Genomic DNA, 14,332 nt, shown 5'->3' on the forward strand with positions numbered 1-14,332 from the left:
AAAATAACAACAAAATCAGCGGGTGTTTAATGAATAAAATCAATGCGCTTATCTACTTTTTAGCCTTTAGTAGCGGCTTTTGCATTATGGGAATTGAGCTTTTAGGCGGGCGAATTTTAGCGCCGTACTTTGGTAGCAGTGTGCATATATGGGGCAGTATTATCACTGTATTTATGTTGAGCTTATCTTTCGGCTATTTACTTGGCGGTAAGCTCTCAACCCGCAATCCTTCGTTAACTAAATATGGTCTCATTTTCTTTGTAGCGAGTATTATGGTGGTGCCAATAGTATTGTTTGCTGAGCCAATTATGACCTTTATTTTCACCCATGTTGAAGACAGTCGTTACGGCTCGTTGCTGGCATCAACGGCGTTGTTTTTTATTCCTACAACAATACTCGGTATGATCTCACCTTACTCAGTGCGATTATTGGTTACCGATCATGAAAAAAGTGGCCAGGTTGCCGGTGGTTTGTATTTTGTGAGCACCCTAGGTAGTGCGCTTGGTACGATTATTACCTCTTTTTATATGGTGTTAGCGTTTGATGTTAACGACATCATTAAAACCTTTGCAGCGGTATTAGGCGCGCTTGGTTTGCTTGCAATTGCGGTTAGTCAAATAAAAACAAAGGAGCGTACTGTATGTTTAGAGTCTTAATGGTTTGTTTGCTCATGACATTGCCTTTTAGCAGCTTAGCCGAAGTAATACATAAAGAGCGCTCGCTTTATCGAAATATTTTAGTGGAGAAGACAGGCGATTTACTGTGTTTAAAATTTAACGAAAAAACCCGTAAAAGTACGCAAAGTTGTATGTATAAGAGTGAGCCTAAAAAGCTGGTGTTTAATTACACCAAAATGACGTTCGCAAGCTTACTATTTATTGATGATCCTAAAAATGTATTGATCATAGGTTTAGGAGGAGGTTCACTCTCTAATACCATTCATGAGCTTTACCCTAGCGCTCATATCGAAAATGTCGAAATTGACCCCGCGGTAATAAAAGTTGCCCGTGATTATTTTAGCTTTGTAGAAACTAATAACGTAACGTCTAAGGTGCAAGATGGCCGAATTTTTATTAAACGTGCCGCACTTAAAAAACAAAAGTACGATTGGATTATTCTTGATGCCTTTAACGGCGATTATATCCCTGAGCACCTCCTCACTAAGGAGTTTTTTGCGGAAGTAAAAAGTGTTTTGGCTGATGGCGGAATTGTCGCTGCAAATACTTTTTCATCGAGTAAATTGTACCAGCATGAGTCGGCAACTTACTTCGATGTGTTTGGTGACTTTGTTAATGTTGTGACCGATGAAAACTCTAATCGCATTATTTTAGCTGGCTTCGAGACTATGCCTAGCCAGCAACAGTTAGCCGAACGCGTCAACAAACTCGCAAATAAGCTAACCCCTTACGATGTTGATTTGCAGTTACTCAGCGAGCATTTGTTTTATACTAAGGGTAATCAAGATTGGCCAGCGGATACCAAGGTGCTCACTGACCAATATTCACCAGCGAATTTATTAAATTATCAATGATCAAATACGCCTTAATTGCATGTCTTTTATTTACCAGCTCTGCTGCTATGGCAGAGCCCCCTTCTCCCCCACCTTTAGCTGCAAGTCAGCAGCAGTTGTCTAAACTATTAAATCAATACAAAGGGCAAGTCGTGTTACTCGATTTTTGGGCATCTTGGTGCAGCCCGTGCCGACGCTCGTTTCCTTGGTTTATAGCGATGCAGAGCAAGTATCAACAGCAAGGGCTTGAAGTGATAGCTGTAAATATTGATGTTGAGCGCGGTGATGCCGATGCATTTTTAGCTGAGTTTGCAGTGAACTTTAATATTATTTATGACCCAGACGCTGTTATTGGCAGGCAATACCAACTTAAAGGGATGCCGAGCAGCTTTTTAATTGATAAAGAAGGCATAGTACGATTCCAACACACAGGATTTGTTGCTGATAAATTAGACCTCTATGAAAGCCATATCAAAGAGTTAATTGCTAAATAGTGTTATCTATCAGATAACTTTTGCTGTTGTTCGCTTTTATCGAACGCAGCTATCTATTTTATTAATTGCACCAATATTTACTTAGCATGCTAACTATATTAAGATAGTTAGCATGCTAAGTAAATGGAGCGCATCATGTCTTCCACTCCCCCTTTTCACGAAACTCTTGATTTAACATTATGCGGCAGTATGGGCCGTGTGCATCGTTTATGTCGCGATGCTGTCACTTTGGCGGTTGAGCCTTTAGGCCTTACTCAATCTCGCTGGACTGCGATGATGCACCTGTTTCATTTAAACCAAGGTTGTACGCAACAAGAGTTGGCAAATAGCTTAGGCATTGAAATGCCTTCACTAACTCGCACTATTAAGCAGCTTGAGCAACAAGAGATTATTGCTCGTAAAGCTGACGCTGAAGATAAACGCAGTAAACGTCTGTACTTCACTGAGCAAGGTCTACAATTGTTAGACACATTGCAGGTGATTATTGCCGATGTGAAAGAGCACCTTTATGCCGATTTAACCACTGAGCAACTCGATACCATGGCGCATGGCTTAATTCAGATGGAACAGAATGCTCGTCAGTGTATCCGTCATTATTCAGGAGATAAGTAACGTTATGACACCAGATCAAAAGTTTGCCCGTTACGTAAAAATCTCTTTAGCGGGTTTTATTGTTTTATTTTTATATTTTGTGATTGCCGATTTGTATATGCCTGTTACACCGCAGGCCCGTGTGTATCATCCGGTTGTGCAAGTGACCCCACAGGTAAGTGGTCGTGTGACTGACGTGTTAGTGACTAATAATCAAGCCGTCGAAAAACAGCAAGCCTTGTTTAAGATTAACGATGAGCCGTTTGAGCTTGCCGTGCAACAAGCTGAACTTGCATATGATGATGCAAAACTACAAAACCAACGTTTAGATAGTAGTGTGAAGGCAATAGAAGCACAGTTAGCGGCTGCTCAAGCTAAGCTACATGAGCAAACGTTGCTGTTTGAACGCGGTGAGTCGCTATTGAAAAAGCGTTCTATTTCAGAGCAAGAGTACGAAACTATCAATGCGAACTATCAATCAAGCAAAGCCAATGTGGCTGCAATTGAAGCCCAGCTTAGCGAGGCTAAATTAGCGCGCGGTAAAATAGGGGATGACAATTTAGCGCTTCGTCATGCTCAAAACCAGCTTGAACAAGCGAAACTAAACCTGTCGTACACCACAGTGACAGCTGATACCGACGGTAAAACAGCAAACTTACAGGTAACACCGGGTACCTATGCTAATAAGGGCCAGCCGTTAATGGCGATTGTTGCTAATAAAGCTGATTTAGTGGCTGATTTTCGTGAAAAGTCTTTAGCTCACGTTCAAATTGGTAGCACTGCAAAAGTCAGCTTTGATGCGCTACCGGGCAAAGTGTTTACAGGCAAAATTGTTAGTTTTGAAGCGGGTGTGAGTGATGGCCAGCTTAATGCTAACGGTTTACTCAGTGCCACTGAAAGCAGCAACCGTTGGGTACGAGATGCACAGCGTCAACGTATCCATATTAAGCTAGATGAACACCAGATGCTGGCAAAATTTCCAAGTGGTGCGCGTGCAACCGTACAGCTTTTGCCTGACTCTAGCATTGGCAGTTGGTTTGCAAGCATGCAAATTCGCTTTATTAGTGTTCTGCACTTCATTTACTAAGGCTGGGTGAGTTATGTCAGTATTGCAACTCGATGGTAATGGCTTACGCCAAGCACTACGCATTGCTACGGGCTCAGCATTAGGGTTTTCACTGGCAAAATTGATGAACTGGCCGAATGGTATCTTTTTTACTGTTTATCCTATGCTACTACTCGGTTTAGTGCCTGTGCTTAACATGCATATTATTCGTCAGTTTTACGCAGGCGCGGTGTTCAGTGCGCTATTTGTGCTGGTTGTGCAAGGGCTGTTTGCACACTTGCCTGTTGTAATGACAATGATGAGCTTTATAGCCTTTGCCTTTTTGTTCTATCAAATGAGCCGTGGTGCTAACTTTTTATTTGGCGCCACAACGGTGGTGAGTTTGTCGATTCAATTACATTTTTCGACCTACACCGGCGGTGGTGTCAGTATTTATCCGCTGATCATTAGTAACGCTGTTGCAGTTGTCGTAACTGTGCTGTTTTCGATGCTAATGCATGGTTTATTCCCTGATGTTGCACCACGCCAAGGTCGGGTAATGCCAGAGAAAGCAAAAGAAAGTATACGCCACGAAGTATTACTTTGTTCAACCGTCGCGACTTTATCATTTGTTGTATTTCAGGTATTTGATTTACAAGACTCTATCTCCGCTCAAGCAGCCTCGGTACTGATATTATTTTCATTGTGCTGGAAAGCGGCAGGTATGGCTGCATGGCAGCGCGCGATAGGCACCCTAATCGGTTGTAACTTAGCGTTAGTGGCACAGTTATTTTTGTATAACCATACAGATATTTTGATATTTCCTGCGTTAATTCTGTGGATTTTGACCTTTATCTTTAGTCGTTATCACATAATTGGTGGCGGTATTCCGGGTGTTGGCTTTGGTATTATCACCACATTTGGTATTTTGTTTGGCCAGTCATTAGGGCCGGGGCAAGATTTGGTTTACAGTGCGCTCTATCGTTTTTCGTCGGTGTCTGTGGCCATACTATTGAGCTTATGTGCGGTGTATATAATGCATCACATCTTAAATCGCTTTGCAATGACTAGGCATCACACGTTTGATTAAAGATTAAAAAAGGGAGTTAATCAGAACTCCCTTTTTTATTGATATTTGGTTCGAAAATTGTAGGTAGAGACTTAAGTAAATCGTCTTGTTTCTTTACGACACTCTGTACACAGGTTTTTGAGGCGACATCTGCAACCCAAGCGCCCCATTGTGAACTGCCAGGCTCTTCTCCTGGGGTTGCCCACCATCTGGCTTTATAAAGAATTTCGTTGTAACAGGTTTCACTACCTTGCGGATACGCGCTTCCGGCTTGCCATGAATCTACAGCAAAACTCGACATAGGCAAAGCTGACAGCGTTATCATTGCAGCGGCAACAATGCGTGATTTCTGGCCCATACGCGGCTCCTTCATTAATGGTGAGATTGTATGACTATTATAGACGCGGCAGGATTAACCATCAATTAACTTTGTTAACAAGTTACACTTCTTTACAGTTCTGCTTATTTTTGACACGATCTTCTGATGTGAAAGTTAGAATTTTACATTTTTTCTTAATGCTTTTGTTTGTCCTCTTTTTGTTTTAGAGTCCATGCGCTTTCTCTGAGAATTTTTACTTGGTTTTGTTGCTCTTCGTTTCTTTTGTATTTGTGTTGCATTAATGATTAATTCTTTCAAACGATTAAGCGCATCTTCTTTGTTCATTTCTTGCGTGCGATGACTTTGCGACTTTATGACAATAACGCCCTCTTTGGTAATTCGAGAATCATTTAAATTAAGTAAACGTTGTTTGTAAAAGTCAGGTAACTTTGAGCGATTAATATCAAAACGAAGATGAATAGCTGTAGCTACTTTATTGACGTTCTGCCCGCCAGCGCCTTGCGAGCGGATCGCACTAAAGTCGAGTTCCCATTCATCAATTTTGACGGTATTAGAAATAATTAACATCAGGTTCAGTTAGCTATGGTAAAAAAGGTATTGTAACATTTGTAATTGGCTAAACATAATAGCTCGACTATTTGCGCCGGTTGCTAACCATTTTGAAAGAAAGGAGATCACGATGAAAGCACTACTTATTTCTATGAGCCTACTTGCGATGAGTTTTTCTAGCTTCGCAGAAGATATTACTGAAAGCCAGCTACAGCGTTATATAAAAGCCTTACCTGCTGTGGTCAATTGGTCACAAAATCAGTCTGAATTAGATACTGTAAATCTCGGTGGTATGCTAGGTAGTTCTGATGGTGTTGACAGTTCGTCAGTAATGGATGCATTAGGCCACATTAAAGATCACGAGCTATACACAGAGTTTGAAGCCCTGACCAAGCAATATGGTTTCACACCTGAGCAGTTAGTTACTGTTGGCTCAGAGGTATCAATGGCGTATTTAGAAAACCTTAAAGCGGGTATGTCAGAAGAGAACAAGCAACGTGTAAATCAAGCAATGAGTGGTTTACAAAGCCTTACAGCATCTTCATCTGATGCGGGGACTCGCTCAATGGCAGGTGCTTTAGAAGGTGTTAAAGCAAGTACTGCAACAGCAAATGTTAGCGAAAGTAACGTTAACTTAGTTAAGCAGTATATGCCGCAGTTAAAAGAATTGTTCGCAATGTTGCAGTAACTGCACAATAAAATAAAGAAAGCGGCTAAGAAGCCGCTTTTTTGTGCTTACTTGAATACCATAGGGTTTTTTAGATGCTGCTTTTGTTGTGCAGTTGGTAAAAATCCAGTTTGTACAAACTCATTAAGGCTTGGGTGACGTTCAAAGTATAAAATATCTAGGGCGAAACGATTCATACCGTATAAGCCCCGATGGATCATATTTGCCGAAAATATGAGTAAGTCACCTTTTTTGAGTGCTACACTTTTACCACGAGTTAGTGAGTCACTATTTCGAGCGCCCTGCTGTTCTAATCTAACTATTAATTCTTCATCTGAATCCCAGTTTTTATGGCTGCTTGGTATTAGCTCTATTCCCGGCTCATCTTCAAAAGCAACGCGGCAATGCAACACTTCAGGGCCGCTAAGAGCGGCCTTTTGCGCATCAAGCTCTAAGTGATACTGCATATCGCGATGCCAATAATTTGCCTGTTTAGGGTTGTAAGGGTTAAAGAATAGTTGAGTATTCATAAACTGGGGCTCAGCAACAATACCCTTAACCTGTTTCAATAGTGTGTTGGCGCTGACAAACTCAAAAAGAGTAAACTTTTCCTCAACACTTAAACATGCAGCACCAGTCAAACCTGAGCTATTAATCCCTCTGGATTGGTAAAAAGATTGGTTTTCTTGCAACCAGTGATGATGAAATTTATCGAGAATTGGCCTTACCTTGCTAAGCTCACTCTCTGTGTAAAGGCCCTTTACATGGTAGTAGCCGTTTTCAGCAAAAAAGTTATTTTCCATTTTTTACCTTGCTAAAATTGCACGTATTTTACTACTAAGCTCAGGCAATACTTGTTGCTCAAACCACGGATTTTTCTTTAGCCAGATATTATTGCGAGGGCTTGGGTGAGGAAGTGGCAAGTAATTTGGCCAATATTCACGCCACGATTTTACTAACTCAGTTAAAGGTAGCTGCTTAGTGTGGGGTAAATGATATGCCTGCGCGTACTTACCTAAGATAATGGTGAGCTCAATATTATTAAGTTGCGCTAAGAGTTTTTCACGCCATGCAATCGCGCACTCTTTTCTTGGCGGTAAATCACCTGATTTTCCTTTGCCCGGGTAACAAAAGCCCATCGGCAAGATAGCAAAATTGCGCTCATCGTAAAACTCATTACTCGTTACACCAAGCCAACATCGAAGCCTTTGCCCGCTTGCATCATTAAAAGGTTTGCCACTTTCATGCACTTTAATTCCTGGTGCTTGACCAGCAATTAAAATACGAGCCTGTGGGTTAAACTGAATAACGGGCCGCGCTCCGAGTGGTAAATGAGGTTCGCAGATCACGCATTTACTAACTTGTTCTAATAATGATTGAGTACTCATGAGTTAGTAAAAATATGATCTATGCTTGCTTTGACCAAACTGCTAACTCATTACCACTTGGCTCTGTGAAGTGAAAACGACAGCCTCCAGGAAAATCAAACAAGGGTTTAATAATTGTGCCGCCGTGTTTTTCTACCTGTGCTTGAGTCTCTTTAATATTATTTGAATAAAGCACCAGTAGCGCGCCGCCATTATTGGTTAAGCTAGTTAATGGGGCTTGATAAAAACCGCCATCAAGGCCCGCTGATTCAGCGCTAAAAGCCGTGTATTCAGGGCCATAGTCGGTAAATTGCCATTTAAAAACCTGATGAAAAAATGCCTTTGTTGCGGCTAAATCTTTAGCAGCAAATTCAACATAATTTAAGCTATGGTGGTTCGACATGGTGTGCTCCTAATTTAAACTATTCTCAAGCGCCATAGCGCAATGAAGTGCTGTACTATCAAGTAATGGAATAGATGTATCTGATTGTTGAACTAACAGCGCTATTTCGGTGCAACCAAGAATAATGGCTTCAGCACCTTGCTGAGTTAGATCATCAATAATGGTTAAATACTCAGCTTTAGATTCTGGGCTGATGATGCCTTTACATAGTTCATCATAAATCACTCGATGCACTGTTTCACGCCTCTGTGTATCAGGAATTAACACATCTATGGCGAATTTATCAGCTAGGCGTTGCTTGTAAAAGTCTTGTTCCATAGTGAACTGGGTGCCCAACAAAGCCACTTTTTTAAAGTTATGTTGGATCAGGTTTTCACCAACTGCATCTGCAATGTGTAACAAAGGAATTGCAACCGCCGCTTGTACTTGCTCAGCAAGTTTATGCATGGTGTTGGTACAAATTAATAAATAATCCGCGCCCGCAGCTTCAACTTGCTTAGCGGCTTTAATGAGTATCTCGGCCATCTGTGGCCAATCTTGTTGCTGTTGAAGCATAGCTATTTCGGCAAAATCGAGGCTAACGAGAACTATCTTGGCACTATGCAACCCCCCAAGTTTGTTTTTAATACCTTGATTTAAAAGCTGGTAGTAACTTTGTGTAGACTCCCAACTCATGCCACCGATTAAGCCTATTGTTTTCATTGCAGCTCCCTTTTTATTTACTTAACACCATATGATATTGCACAGAACAAAGCTAGCAGATCATTATTTTACTAACAGATCGAGTTAGTTGGTTTTGTTTCATTATTTAATACGTGTATGCAAATGATAACTACTATCTTTTCTGTTTGTCGGCGATATAATACGGGGTTTTCTTCTCGTGTTATTTTTTAAGGGATTATCATGCATTCTCAATCATTAGATGCAGTGACTACCAATCGCCCTAAAAATACAGCTAAAAATCGCTCTGTGAGTCTATCTTATCGTGTTGCTGTGTTTTTGCGTTTCGTTGCAGCCATCATTGGTGGTTACGCCTTTACCAGTGTGCTTATTTCATTACTAGCTGTGTTATTACCACTTAATAAACTCGACAGCGTGCTGTTAACCACGACTCTATCGGTATTTTTTTACTGTTGTGTGTTTATTTGGGTGTTTGCAGTTAAGTCTTTAAAGACTGTTTGGATCACTATTTTACTAACAACTGGTGGGCAATTGCTGGCCCTTTCATTAATTAAGGATTGGTTATGAAAGAGAGCTTTTTCCGCTCAATGACTTGGCTTCATACCTGGGTTGGCTTGCTGGTATGCTGGCTACTGTTCTTAATCTTTTTTGCTGGCACCATCAGCTTTTTTAAAGATGAAATCACTATTTGGGCCAAACCTGAAACGCACCATGTGCAGCATCAAGCACAACGGGTTCAGTCTCAAGCTGAGCAAATTAATTATGTGTTTGCGCAATTACAGCAACAGGCACCTAATTCATTATCTTGGCGGATAAACTTACCTGAGCCGCGTAACCCTGTTTTAAGCTATGGGTTTGCTGAGCCTAAACAGCCTGGTCAGCGCCGTGCACCTTTCAACTATACACATCTAGACCCTAATACCTTAGAGCAATTACCCGAACCTCGGGAAACTAAGGGGGGTAACTTTTTCTATCGCTTACACTTTGATTTACATTACATAGATGTATTTACTGCACGGATAATTGTTTGTTTAGCCTCATTATTTATGTTGGTAGCGCTTATAACAGGCATCGTGATCCACAAACGTATTTTTAAAGATATGTTTAGCTTTAGAGCAAACAAAGGCAGCCGAAGTTGGCTCGATGCACACAATGTTTCGTCGGTGCTGGCATTACCATTTCATATTATGATCACCTACACGGGGATTATCACGCTTATATTTATGCTGTTCCCCTACCCTGCCGAGACTGTATATGAAAATGGCTTAAGGCAAATGTTTGATGAGGCATTGCCTATTAATAAACGTGCAAAGCCCAGTGAAGAGCAGCGCCCTATGGTGGCAATCAAAGATGTGTTAGATCAGATTTATACTAAGTCACCGAATGCCGACATTAGCTACGTGTTTGTTAGAAATGCCAATACAGCGACCTCACAAATCGTGGTTTATTTGGCAACCGGCAAAGAGGTTGTAGATAACGGACCACGCTACTTATTTAGTGGTGTAACAGGTGAGCTTGAAGCCAGTTCAGGCGAAGATTGGAGCGCTTCGGCGCAGTTTTATGACTCAATGACAGCATTACATAGTGGTCGTTTAGCCGAGCCGTTGCTGCGTTGGTTGTATTTTTTCTGTGGCGTAGCTGGCTGTGCCATGATAGCTACAGGCTGCATCATGTGGGCAAAACGCTTACGCGAGAGGCTCAAAGCAGACCAAAAACCAAGCTTTGGGCTTAAGCTCGTTGAGACTCTAAATTTAGCCACCCTGATGGGTTTACCAATTGCAACCGCAGCGTTCTTCATTGCTAATCGATTATTACCTTTAGGGTTAGCCGGGCGTGCCGATAAAGAAATACTCGTGTTTTTCTTAGCTTGGCTGGCGATGCTAATCGTTGCTGTGATCGGCCGAGAAAAACGCCACTGGCGCTATAGTGCTTGGCTTAACGCTGCTGCTTGCTTATTAGTACCTGTGGTAAATGCGTTGACAACAGATGGTAATTGGATCACGTATTTACTAACTCAGCAGTGGGCCTTATTAGGTATTGATAGTGCGTTTATTTGTGCTGGGCTGCTGTTTTTACTACAAAGCAAAAAAATACCTAGCCATAAAACCGCTACAAATAAGACTAAATTAAATAAAAACAGGCTGTTAAAGGAGCAACAAGGATGATGGAGTTACTGCAATTTAGTCTCTGCTTTTTAGGCTTTAATTGTTTTGCACTTGCAAAATTCAATCATTTCCGTGATGTATTTAAAAAGAAATTAACCGAAAAACAGCGAAGTAGCTTTTTATTCAGCGGCTGGATCAGTATTTTACTAAGTTTGGTGCTTTGCGTGCTGTCAGATGCTGGGTACGGCGCATTGCTATTTTGCGGTTATATGGCTTTAAGTGTACTTATGCTCATGATTTTATACAGTTTTACTGTTTCATGGGTAAAGCATGTCAGTGTATTAACTATGTCTGTTTTGCTGTTGAGTGGCTTTTCGGTGATGATTTTGTAGTGTAGTTAGTAAAAAACTGATCTGATACCAATTCGCAATAGTGCTTAATTAAGTAATAAAAAAATGGGTAGGCAATGCCTACCCAAGCAGGGGATTAAATTGGGGGATCACATGTTGTTTCAAATTAACGACGCTAAGTTTGCCTAGCATCCATTACAGTTGTGTTGCAAATTCGTGATAGTTTAAAGACAGTTGTAAAGCCCCTTTACAAGCTCTCATGGTCAACATAAATAAGTTCGTCTGTTTTAAAACCATATTTTTTTGCTGTGTTTATAAAGTCCTGCATTTGCTGTTCAGTAACGTTAGGAGTGCGCGACAAAAACCATAAATACTCTTTGTTATAGCCAGTAATATAAGCGTATTGATAGTCTTGCTTATCTAATTCAAACACTACATATGAGCTATAGAATGGCCCAAAGAATGATACCTCTAAGTGACCAATGTCTTGTTGCTCTGCAAACTTCGCTTTACCTTCAGCTTGCTGCCATTCTTTATCTTCGGCGCTGTAACCTTTATTGATAACTTTTACACTGCCATCAGGGTTAATTGAGTATTCAGCGGTAATGCCCTCAAGGCCGCGTTCAAATGAATGATCTAAACGTGCAATTTCGTACCAGGTTCCTGTGTATTTGTTTAGCTCAAAATTATCGACGGGTTTGATGTTGTCTGGCACGCCTGTACAAGCAGATAAAATGGCTGTGATACATAAAACCCCGATTAACTTTAATGATGTTTGCACGTTTTTACTCCCTTTAAAAATTAAACAAATTAATACGTTAATAGCACTAATTTAGTTCAATTACGGTAAACTATTAATGTCTAAAATTAAAGATTGAGAACAGCATGAAGATTTGGGTTGATGCAGACGCCTGCCCCGTCGTTATTAAAGAAATATTGTTTCGTGCCGCAGAGCGCACACAAACCTTTACCACATTAGTGGCGAACCATGCGATGCGAGTGCCACCCTCAAAGTTTATTAGCCGTTTGCAGGTATCTTCTGGGTTTGATATTGCCGATAACGAAATTGTTAAGCGCATCGAGCCAAATGATTTGGTGATCACCGGTGATATTCCTTTAGCTGCTGAAGTTATCGAAAAAGGTGCCCAAGCGCTTAATCCACGCGGTGAGTTGTATACGACTGAAAACATTCGCTCACGTTTAAATGTTCGTGATTTTATGGAAACAATGCGCTCAAGTGGCGTTGAAATGGCCGGTGGCCCGCCGCCGTTAAGCCAAGCTGACCGCCAAAACTTTGCAAATAACCTAGATCGAATCCTCGCTAAAAAGTCATGAGTGTCGTTAAAAGTATGCCACTGCAGGGTTTTGGTGATGAAGCCTTTAGAGTCGCTGTTTATATAGAAAAGCGCCCACCGATGCCTGCTTGGCAACAGCTTGACCATTTGCATGCAATGCAACCCGGCCAAATAAACGAAATAAACCAAGCATGTGGAAATGGTTGGCGCAAAGTTTTTAACGTGTATGGTAAAGTGCTGTTTGCACTACCAAGTGAATATTATGATTTTGCAAAAAGAGCACCTGATTGGCAGAGCTTTCGCGATGAACAACTACTGCAAACACATAGCCAAACTGCATTACTGTTTAGCCCACCGATATTAGGCAAACCAGAGCAATTACATATAATTGCAGGGAGAACTCATGCTAAGCAGCTTATAAATGACGGGCTTTTGCATTGCCAGCTAACTTGGCTTGACGATGAATTTGCTATTAGTAAATCAGATAAAGTGATTGTTTGCCCCTATTTTGATTACCGCCAATTGAGCAATATTAAAATTGCACGACTTAGCCAGCTTGTTGCAGATATTTTTTCTTAGTTTCTGGTTTATTGCGTTATTGAGTTAGCAAACTAAGCTTTAAATACTGTAATACTTAATAGTACTTTAGATGAAAATACTGGTCGTTGACGATATGCCACTTATGCGCCATGTGTTGATAAACATGTTGCGTAGGCTTGAATATAAGGATATAACGGAGGCGACTGATGGCGCTCAAGCGTTTGATTTACTAGAAAAACACAGCTTTGATCTGGTGATTACTGATTTGCATATGCCGAAAATGGATGGCAAATGTTTGCTTAATCATATTCGTGAAAACCCAGTCCTAAGTGATTTACCTGTATTGATGGTAACCTGCGAAGACAGTAAACAAACAGTAAGCGAGATGATCACAGCAAAAGTGAACGGTTTTATCATTAAGCCTTTTTGTTTAAATACACTGCAAAAGCAGTTAAGTCGAATTGTTAAACCAGAATAACCTGCAAAAACTGGAGTTAAGAGCGATGTTTAAGCATTTAACAATAGTGAGTTTATTCACTGCCAGCACTGCCATGACGAGTGCAGAACAATTGACTTTATACACCGAAGTATTCCCTCCCTATAACTTTGTGCAGCACAATCAACTCACCGGTATTAACACCAAAATCATGGAATCTTTGTGCGAAAGAGCCAAGTTGAGCTGTACGTTTAGTGTATTGCCTTGGAAGCGCGCAATGTCACTAACACTCGCCCAACCCAATGCTGGAATTTATTCTACTTCACGCACCGCAAAGCGAGAAACTCAATTTTACTGGGTTGGTCCTTTGGTATCTGGACATTCATGTTTATACCGTTTAAATGCTCGCAACGACATTAAAGTGACAAGTACACAGTCGTTGCAAAACTACACCATTGGCGTATCTCGTGGTGATGTTTATCAAACCGTTCTTGCTGATTTTAGCCTTACTGAAGGCCAGCAATTTTTAACTTACTCAAAAAAGTTTGAAGAGCTAAAAATGTTTAAGCAAGGTAAGCATGACTTGCTGATTGGCTCCTCTCTCACTCTTTCATCACAGTTGATGAATGTAGGTATGAGCCCAGACCAAGTCACGCCGGTATTTGAGTTAAAGCACCCTGCCTTAGTGGGTAATTACTTAGCACTTAACAAAAATACATCGCCAGAGGTGGTCACTAAGCTGCAACAGGCCCTCGATACCATGAAGCAAGAAAACCTGATTGACCCTCTTGTTGATCAGTTTGTAGCAGAGGATATGCACTCTCACGGCGAAACATTGACAGTTGCACAGCAGTGCTTAAATGGTTCTGCTATTTACTAAATTGGATTGG

Annotated in this window: 21 protein-coding genes; 14 read left to right on the forward strand and 7 right to left on the reverse strand. The window is 41.0% G+C overall.

What is annotated here, in order from left to right; translation table 11 throughout:
- Positions 1-29 precede the first annotated feature (29 nt).
- The 6 genes from VRK28_RS07955 to VRK28_RS07980 all read left to right on the forward strand — a co-directional run bounded on the left by VRK28_RS07955 (position 30) and on the right by VRK28_RS07980 (position 4,730).
- A complete protein-coding gene (locus VRK28_RS07955; protein WP_062565452.1) occupies positions 30-656 on the forward strand; it encodes a fused MFS/spermidine synthase in 627 nt (208 codons plus the stop codon).
- On the forward strand, positions 641-1,531 hold the full coding sequence (locus VRK28_RS07960; protein WP_062565451.1) for a spermidine synthase: 891 nt from the start codon (positions 641-643) through the stop codon (positions 1,529-1,531). Before VRK28_RS07955 ends, VRK28_RS07960 begins: the two co-directional genes overlap by 16 nt.
- Complete coding sequence (locus tag VRK28_RS07965; protein WP_082710901.1) at positions 1,528-2,004, forward strand: TlpA disulfide reductase family protein; 477 nt, start codon at positions 1,528-1,530, stop codon at positions 2,002-2,004. Before VRK28_RS07960 ends, VRK28_RS07965 begins: the two co-directional genes overlap by 4 nt.
- Positions 2,005-2,139: 135 nt before the next feature.
- The gene (locus tag VRK28_RS07970) at positions 2,140-2,616 is read left to right on the forward strand and encodes a MarR family winged helix-turn-helix transcriptional regulator (protein WP_058584360.1); all 477 of its coding nucleotides are present in this window, start codon (positions 2,140-2,142) and stop codon (positions 2,614-2,616) included.
- Positions 2,617-2,620: 4 nt separating this feature from the next.
- The gene (locus VRK28_RS07975) at positions 2,621-3,682 is read left to right on the forward strand and encodes an HlyD family secretion protein (protein WP_062565450.1); all 1,062 of its coding nucleotides are present in this window, start codon (positions 2,621-2,623) and stop codon (positions 3,680-3,682) included.
- Positions 3,683-3,695: 13 nt separating this feature from the next.
- On the forward strand, positions 3,696-4,730 hold the full coding sequence (locus VRK28_RS07980; protein WP_062565449.1) for a DUF2955 domain-containing protein: 1,035 nt from the start codon (positions 3,696-3,698) through the stop codon (positions 4,728-4,730).
- Between the two features lie 16 nt (positions 4,731-4,746).
- On the opposite strand, the gene VRK28_RS07985 is transcribed toward VRK28_RS07980, so the two are convergent.
- Together VRK28_RS07985 and arfB are read right to left on the reverse strand one after the other, a co-directional pair.
- Positions 4,747-5,067: a hypothetical protein gene (locus VRK28_RS07985; protein WP_062565448.1), complete on the reverse strand. Its 321-nt coding sequence runs from the start codon at positions 5,065-5,067 to the stop codon at positions 4,747-4,749.
- Between the two features lie 135 nt (positions 5,068-5,202).
- On the reverse strand, positions 5,203-5,616 hold the full coding sequence (gene arfB / locus VRK28_RS07990; RefSeq protein ID WP_062565447.1) for an alternative ribosome rescue aminoacyl-tRNA hydrolase ArfB: 414 nt from the start codon (positions 5,614-5,616) through the stop codon (positions 5,203-5,205).
- Positions 5,617-5,728: 112 nt separating this feature from the next.
- On the opposite strand from arfB, the gene VRK28_RS07995 reads away from it, so the two are divergent.
- Positions 5,729-6,286 (forward strand): hypothetical protein, encoded by a 558-nt coding sequence (locus tag VRK28_RS07995; protein ID WP_062565446.1) that lies wholly within the window; start codon positions 5,729-5,731, stop codon positions 6,284-6,286.
- Positions 6,287-6,333: 47 nt separating this feature from the next.
- Here VRK28_RS07995 and VRK28_RS08000 read toward each other — a convergent pair whose 3' ends face one another.
- The 4 genes from VRK28_RS08000 to VRK28_RS08015 are packed head-to-tail and all read right to left on the reverse strand — an operon-like array spanning position 6,334 to position 8,737.
- Positions 6,334-7,068, reverse strand: coding sequence for a phytanoyl-CoA dioxygenase family protein (locus VRK28_RS08000; RefSeq protein ID WP_062565445.1), 735 nt, complete (start codon positions 7,066-7,068; stop codon positions 6,334-6,336).
- Positions 7,069-7,071: 3 nt separating this feature from the next.
- On the reverse strand, positions 7,072-7,653 hold the full coding sequence (locus tag VRK28_RS08005; protein WP_062565444.1) for a uracil-DNA glycosylase family protein: 582 nt from the start codon (positions 7,651-7,653) through the stop codon (positions 7,072-7,074).
- Positions 7,654-7,672: 19 nt separating this feature from the next.
- Positions 7,673-8,035: a VOC family protein gene (locus VRK28_RS08010; RefSeq protein WP_062565443.1), complete on the reverse strand. Its 363-nt coding sequence runs from the start codon at positions 8,033-8,035 to the stop codon at positions 7,673-7,675.
- 9 nt (positions 8,036-8,044) lie between these two features.
- Complete coding sequence (locus VRK28_RS08015; RefSeq protein WP_062565442.1) at positions 8,045-8,737, reverse strand: aspartate/glutamate racemase family protein; 693 nt, start codon at positions 8,735-8,737, stop codon at positions 8,045-8,047.
- Between the two features lie 201 nt (positions 8,738-8,938).
- Between VRK28_RS08015 and VRK28_RS08020 the strand changes: the two genes are divergently transcribed.
- From VRK28_RS08020 to VRK28_RS08030, 3 genes are read left to right on the forward strand one after another with little or no spacing between them, the layout of a single operon-like run.
- Positions 8,939-9,283, forward strand: coding sequence for a hypothetical protein (locus VRK28_RS08020; RefSeq protein ID WP_244269388.1), 345 nt, complete (start codon positions 8,939-8,941; stop codon positions 9,281-9,283).
- Positions 9,280-10,881, forward strand: coding sequence for a PepSY-associated TM helix domain-containing protein (locus tag VRK28_RS08025; protein ID WP_062565441.1), 1,602 nt, complete (start codon positions 9,280-9,282; stop codon positions 10,879-10,881). Before VRK28_RS08020 ends, VRK28_RS08025 begins: the two co-directional genes overlap by 4 nt.
- Entirely contained in the window at positions 10,878-11,213 is a 336-nt protein-coding gene (locus VRK28_RS08030; RefSeq protein WP_062565440.1) for a DUF3325 domain-containing protein, read from the forward strand. The genes VRK28_RS08025 and VRK28_RS08030 overlap by 4 nt, the downstream gene beginning before the upstream one ends.
- Before the next feature lie 205 nt (positions 11,214-11,418).
- On the opposite strand, the gene VRK28_RS08035 is transcribed toward VRK28_RS08030, so the two are convergent.
- Positions 11,419-11,952, reverse strand: a complete 534-nt coding sequence (locus VRK28_RS08035) for a lipocalin family protein (RefSeq protein ID WP_062565439.1) — start codon at positions 11,950-11,952, stop codon at positions 11,419-11,421.
- 104 nt (positions 11,953-12,056) lie between these two features.
- On the opposite strand from VRK28_RS08035, the gene VRK28_RS08040 reads away from it, so the two are divergent.
- The 4 genes from VRK28_RS08040 (at position 12,057) to VRK28_RS08055 (ending at position 14,322) form a co-directional block, all read left to right on the forward strand.
- Entirely contained in the window at positions 12,057-12,506 is a 450-nt protein-coding gene (locus VRK28_RS08040; protein WP_062565438.1) for a YaiI/YqxD family protein, read from the forward strand.
- Positions 12,503-13,045 (forward strand): DUF6942 family protein, encoded by a 543-nt coding sequence (locus VRK28_RS08045; protein ID WP_244269387.1) that lies wholly within the window; start codon positions 12,503-12,505, stop codon positions 13,043-13,045. Before VRK28_RS08040 ends, VRK28_RS08045 begins: the two co-directional genes overlap by 4 nt.
- A gap of 70 nt (positions 13,046-13,115) precedes the next feature.
- The gene (locus tag VRK28_RS08050) at positions 13,116-13,484 is read left to right on the forward strand and encodes a response regulator (RefSeq protein ID WP_055198910.1); all 369 of its coding nucleotides are present in this window, start codon (positions 13,116-13,118) and stop codon (positions 13,482-13,484) included.
- Between the two features lie 25 nt (positions 13,485-13,509).
- Entirely contained in the window at positions 13,510-14,322 is an 813-nt protein-coding gene (locus VRK28_RS08055) for a substrate-binding periplasmic protein (RefSeq protein WP_332393699.1), read from the forward strand.
- Positions 14,323-14,332 lie beyond the last annotated feature (10 nt).

Origin of the sequence: Pseudoalteromonas sp. P80D2 (assembly GCF_036680945.1) — a bacterium.
GTDB lineage: Bacteria > Pseudomonadota > Gammaproteobacteria > Enterobacterales > Alteromonadaceae > Pseudoalteromonas > Pseudoalteromonas shioyasakiensis.

Coding starts and splice junctions, on each gene's coding strand:
- VRK28_RS07960 (WP_062565451.1), top strand. CDS start 641: ATGTTTAGAGTCTTAATGGTTTGTTTGCTCATGACATTGCCTTTTAGC.
- VRK28_RS07965 (WP_082710901.1), top strand. CDS start 1,528: ATGATCAAATACGCCTTAATTGCATGTCTTTTATTTACCAGCTCTGCT.
- VRK28_RS07985 (WP_062565448.1), bottom strand. CDS start 5,067: ATGGGCCAGAAATCACGCATTGTTGCCGCTGCAATGATAACGCTGTCA.
- VRK28_RS08025 (WP_062565441.1), top strand. CDS start 9,280: ATGAAAGAGAGCTTTTTCCGCTCAATGACTTGGCTTCATACCTGGGTT.
- VRK28_RS08040 (WP_062565438.1), top strand. CDS start 12,057: ATGAAGATTTGGGTTGATGCAGACGCCTGCCCCGTCGTTATTAAAGAA.
- VRK28_RS08055 (WP_332393699.1), top strand. CDS start 13,510: ATGTTTAAGCATTTAACAATAGTGAGTTTATTCACTGCCAGCACTGCC.
- VRK28_RS07995 (WP_062565446.1), top strand. CDS start 5,729: ATGAAAGCACTACTTATTTCTATGAGCCTACTTGCGATGAGTTTTTCT.
- VRK28_RS08020 (WP_244269388.1), top strand. CDS start 8,939: ATGCATTCTCAATCATTAGATGCAGTGACTACCAATCGCCCTAAAAAT.
- VRK28_RS07980 (WP_062565449.1), top strand. CDS start 3,696: ATGTCAGTATTGCAACTCGATGGTAATGGCTTACGCCAAGCACTACGC.
- VRK28_RS08030 (WP_062565440.1), top strand. CDS start 10,878: ATGATGGAGTTACTGCAATTTAGTCTCTGCTTTTTAGGCTTTAATTGT.
- VRK28_RS08050 (WP_055198910.1), top strand. CDS start 13,116: ATGAAAATACTGGTCGTTGACGATATGCCACTTATGCGCCATGTGTTG.
- arfB (WP_062565447.1), bottom strand. CDS start 5,616: ATGTTAATTATTTCTAATACCGTCAAAATTGATGAATGGGAACTCGAC.
- VRK28_RS08000 (WP_062565445.1), bottom strand. CDS start 7,068: ATGGAAAATAACTTTTTTGCTGAAAACGGCTACTACCATGTAAAGGGC.
- VRK28_RS07970 (WP_058584360.1), top strand. CDS start 2,140: ATGTCTTCCACTCCCCCTTTTCACGAAACTCTTGATTTAACATTATGC.
- VRK28_RS08045 (WP_244269387.1), top strand. CDS start 12,503: ATGAGTGTCGTTAAAAGTATGCCACTGCAGGGTTTTGGTGATGAAGCC.
- VRK28_RS08005 (WP_062565444.1), bottom strand. CDS start 7,653: ATGAGTACTCAATCATTATTAGAACAAGTTAGTAAATGCGTGATCTGC.
- VRK28_RS07975 (WP_062565450.1), top strand. CDS start 2,621: ATGACACCAGATCAAAAGTTTGCCCGTTACGTAAAAATCTCTTTAGCG.
- VRK28_RS08015 (WP_062565442.1), bottom strand. CDS start 8,737: ATGAAAACAATAGGCTTAATCGGTGGCATGAGTTGGGAGTCTACACAA.
- VRK28_RS07955 (WP_062565452.1), top strand. CDS start 30: ATGAATAAAATCAATGCGCTTATCTACTTTTTAGCCTTTAGTAGCGGC.
- VRK28_RS08010 (WP_062565443.1), bottom strand. CDS start 8,035: ATGTCGAACCACCATAGCTTAAATTATGTTGAATTTGCTGCTAAAGAT.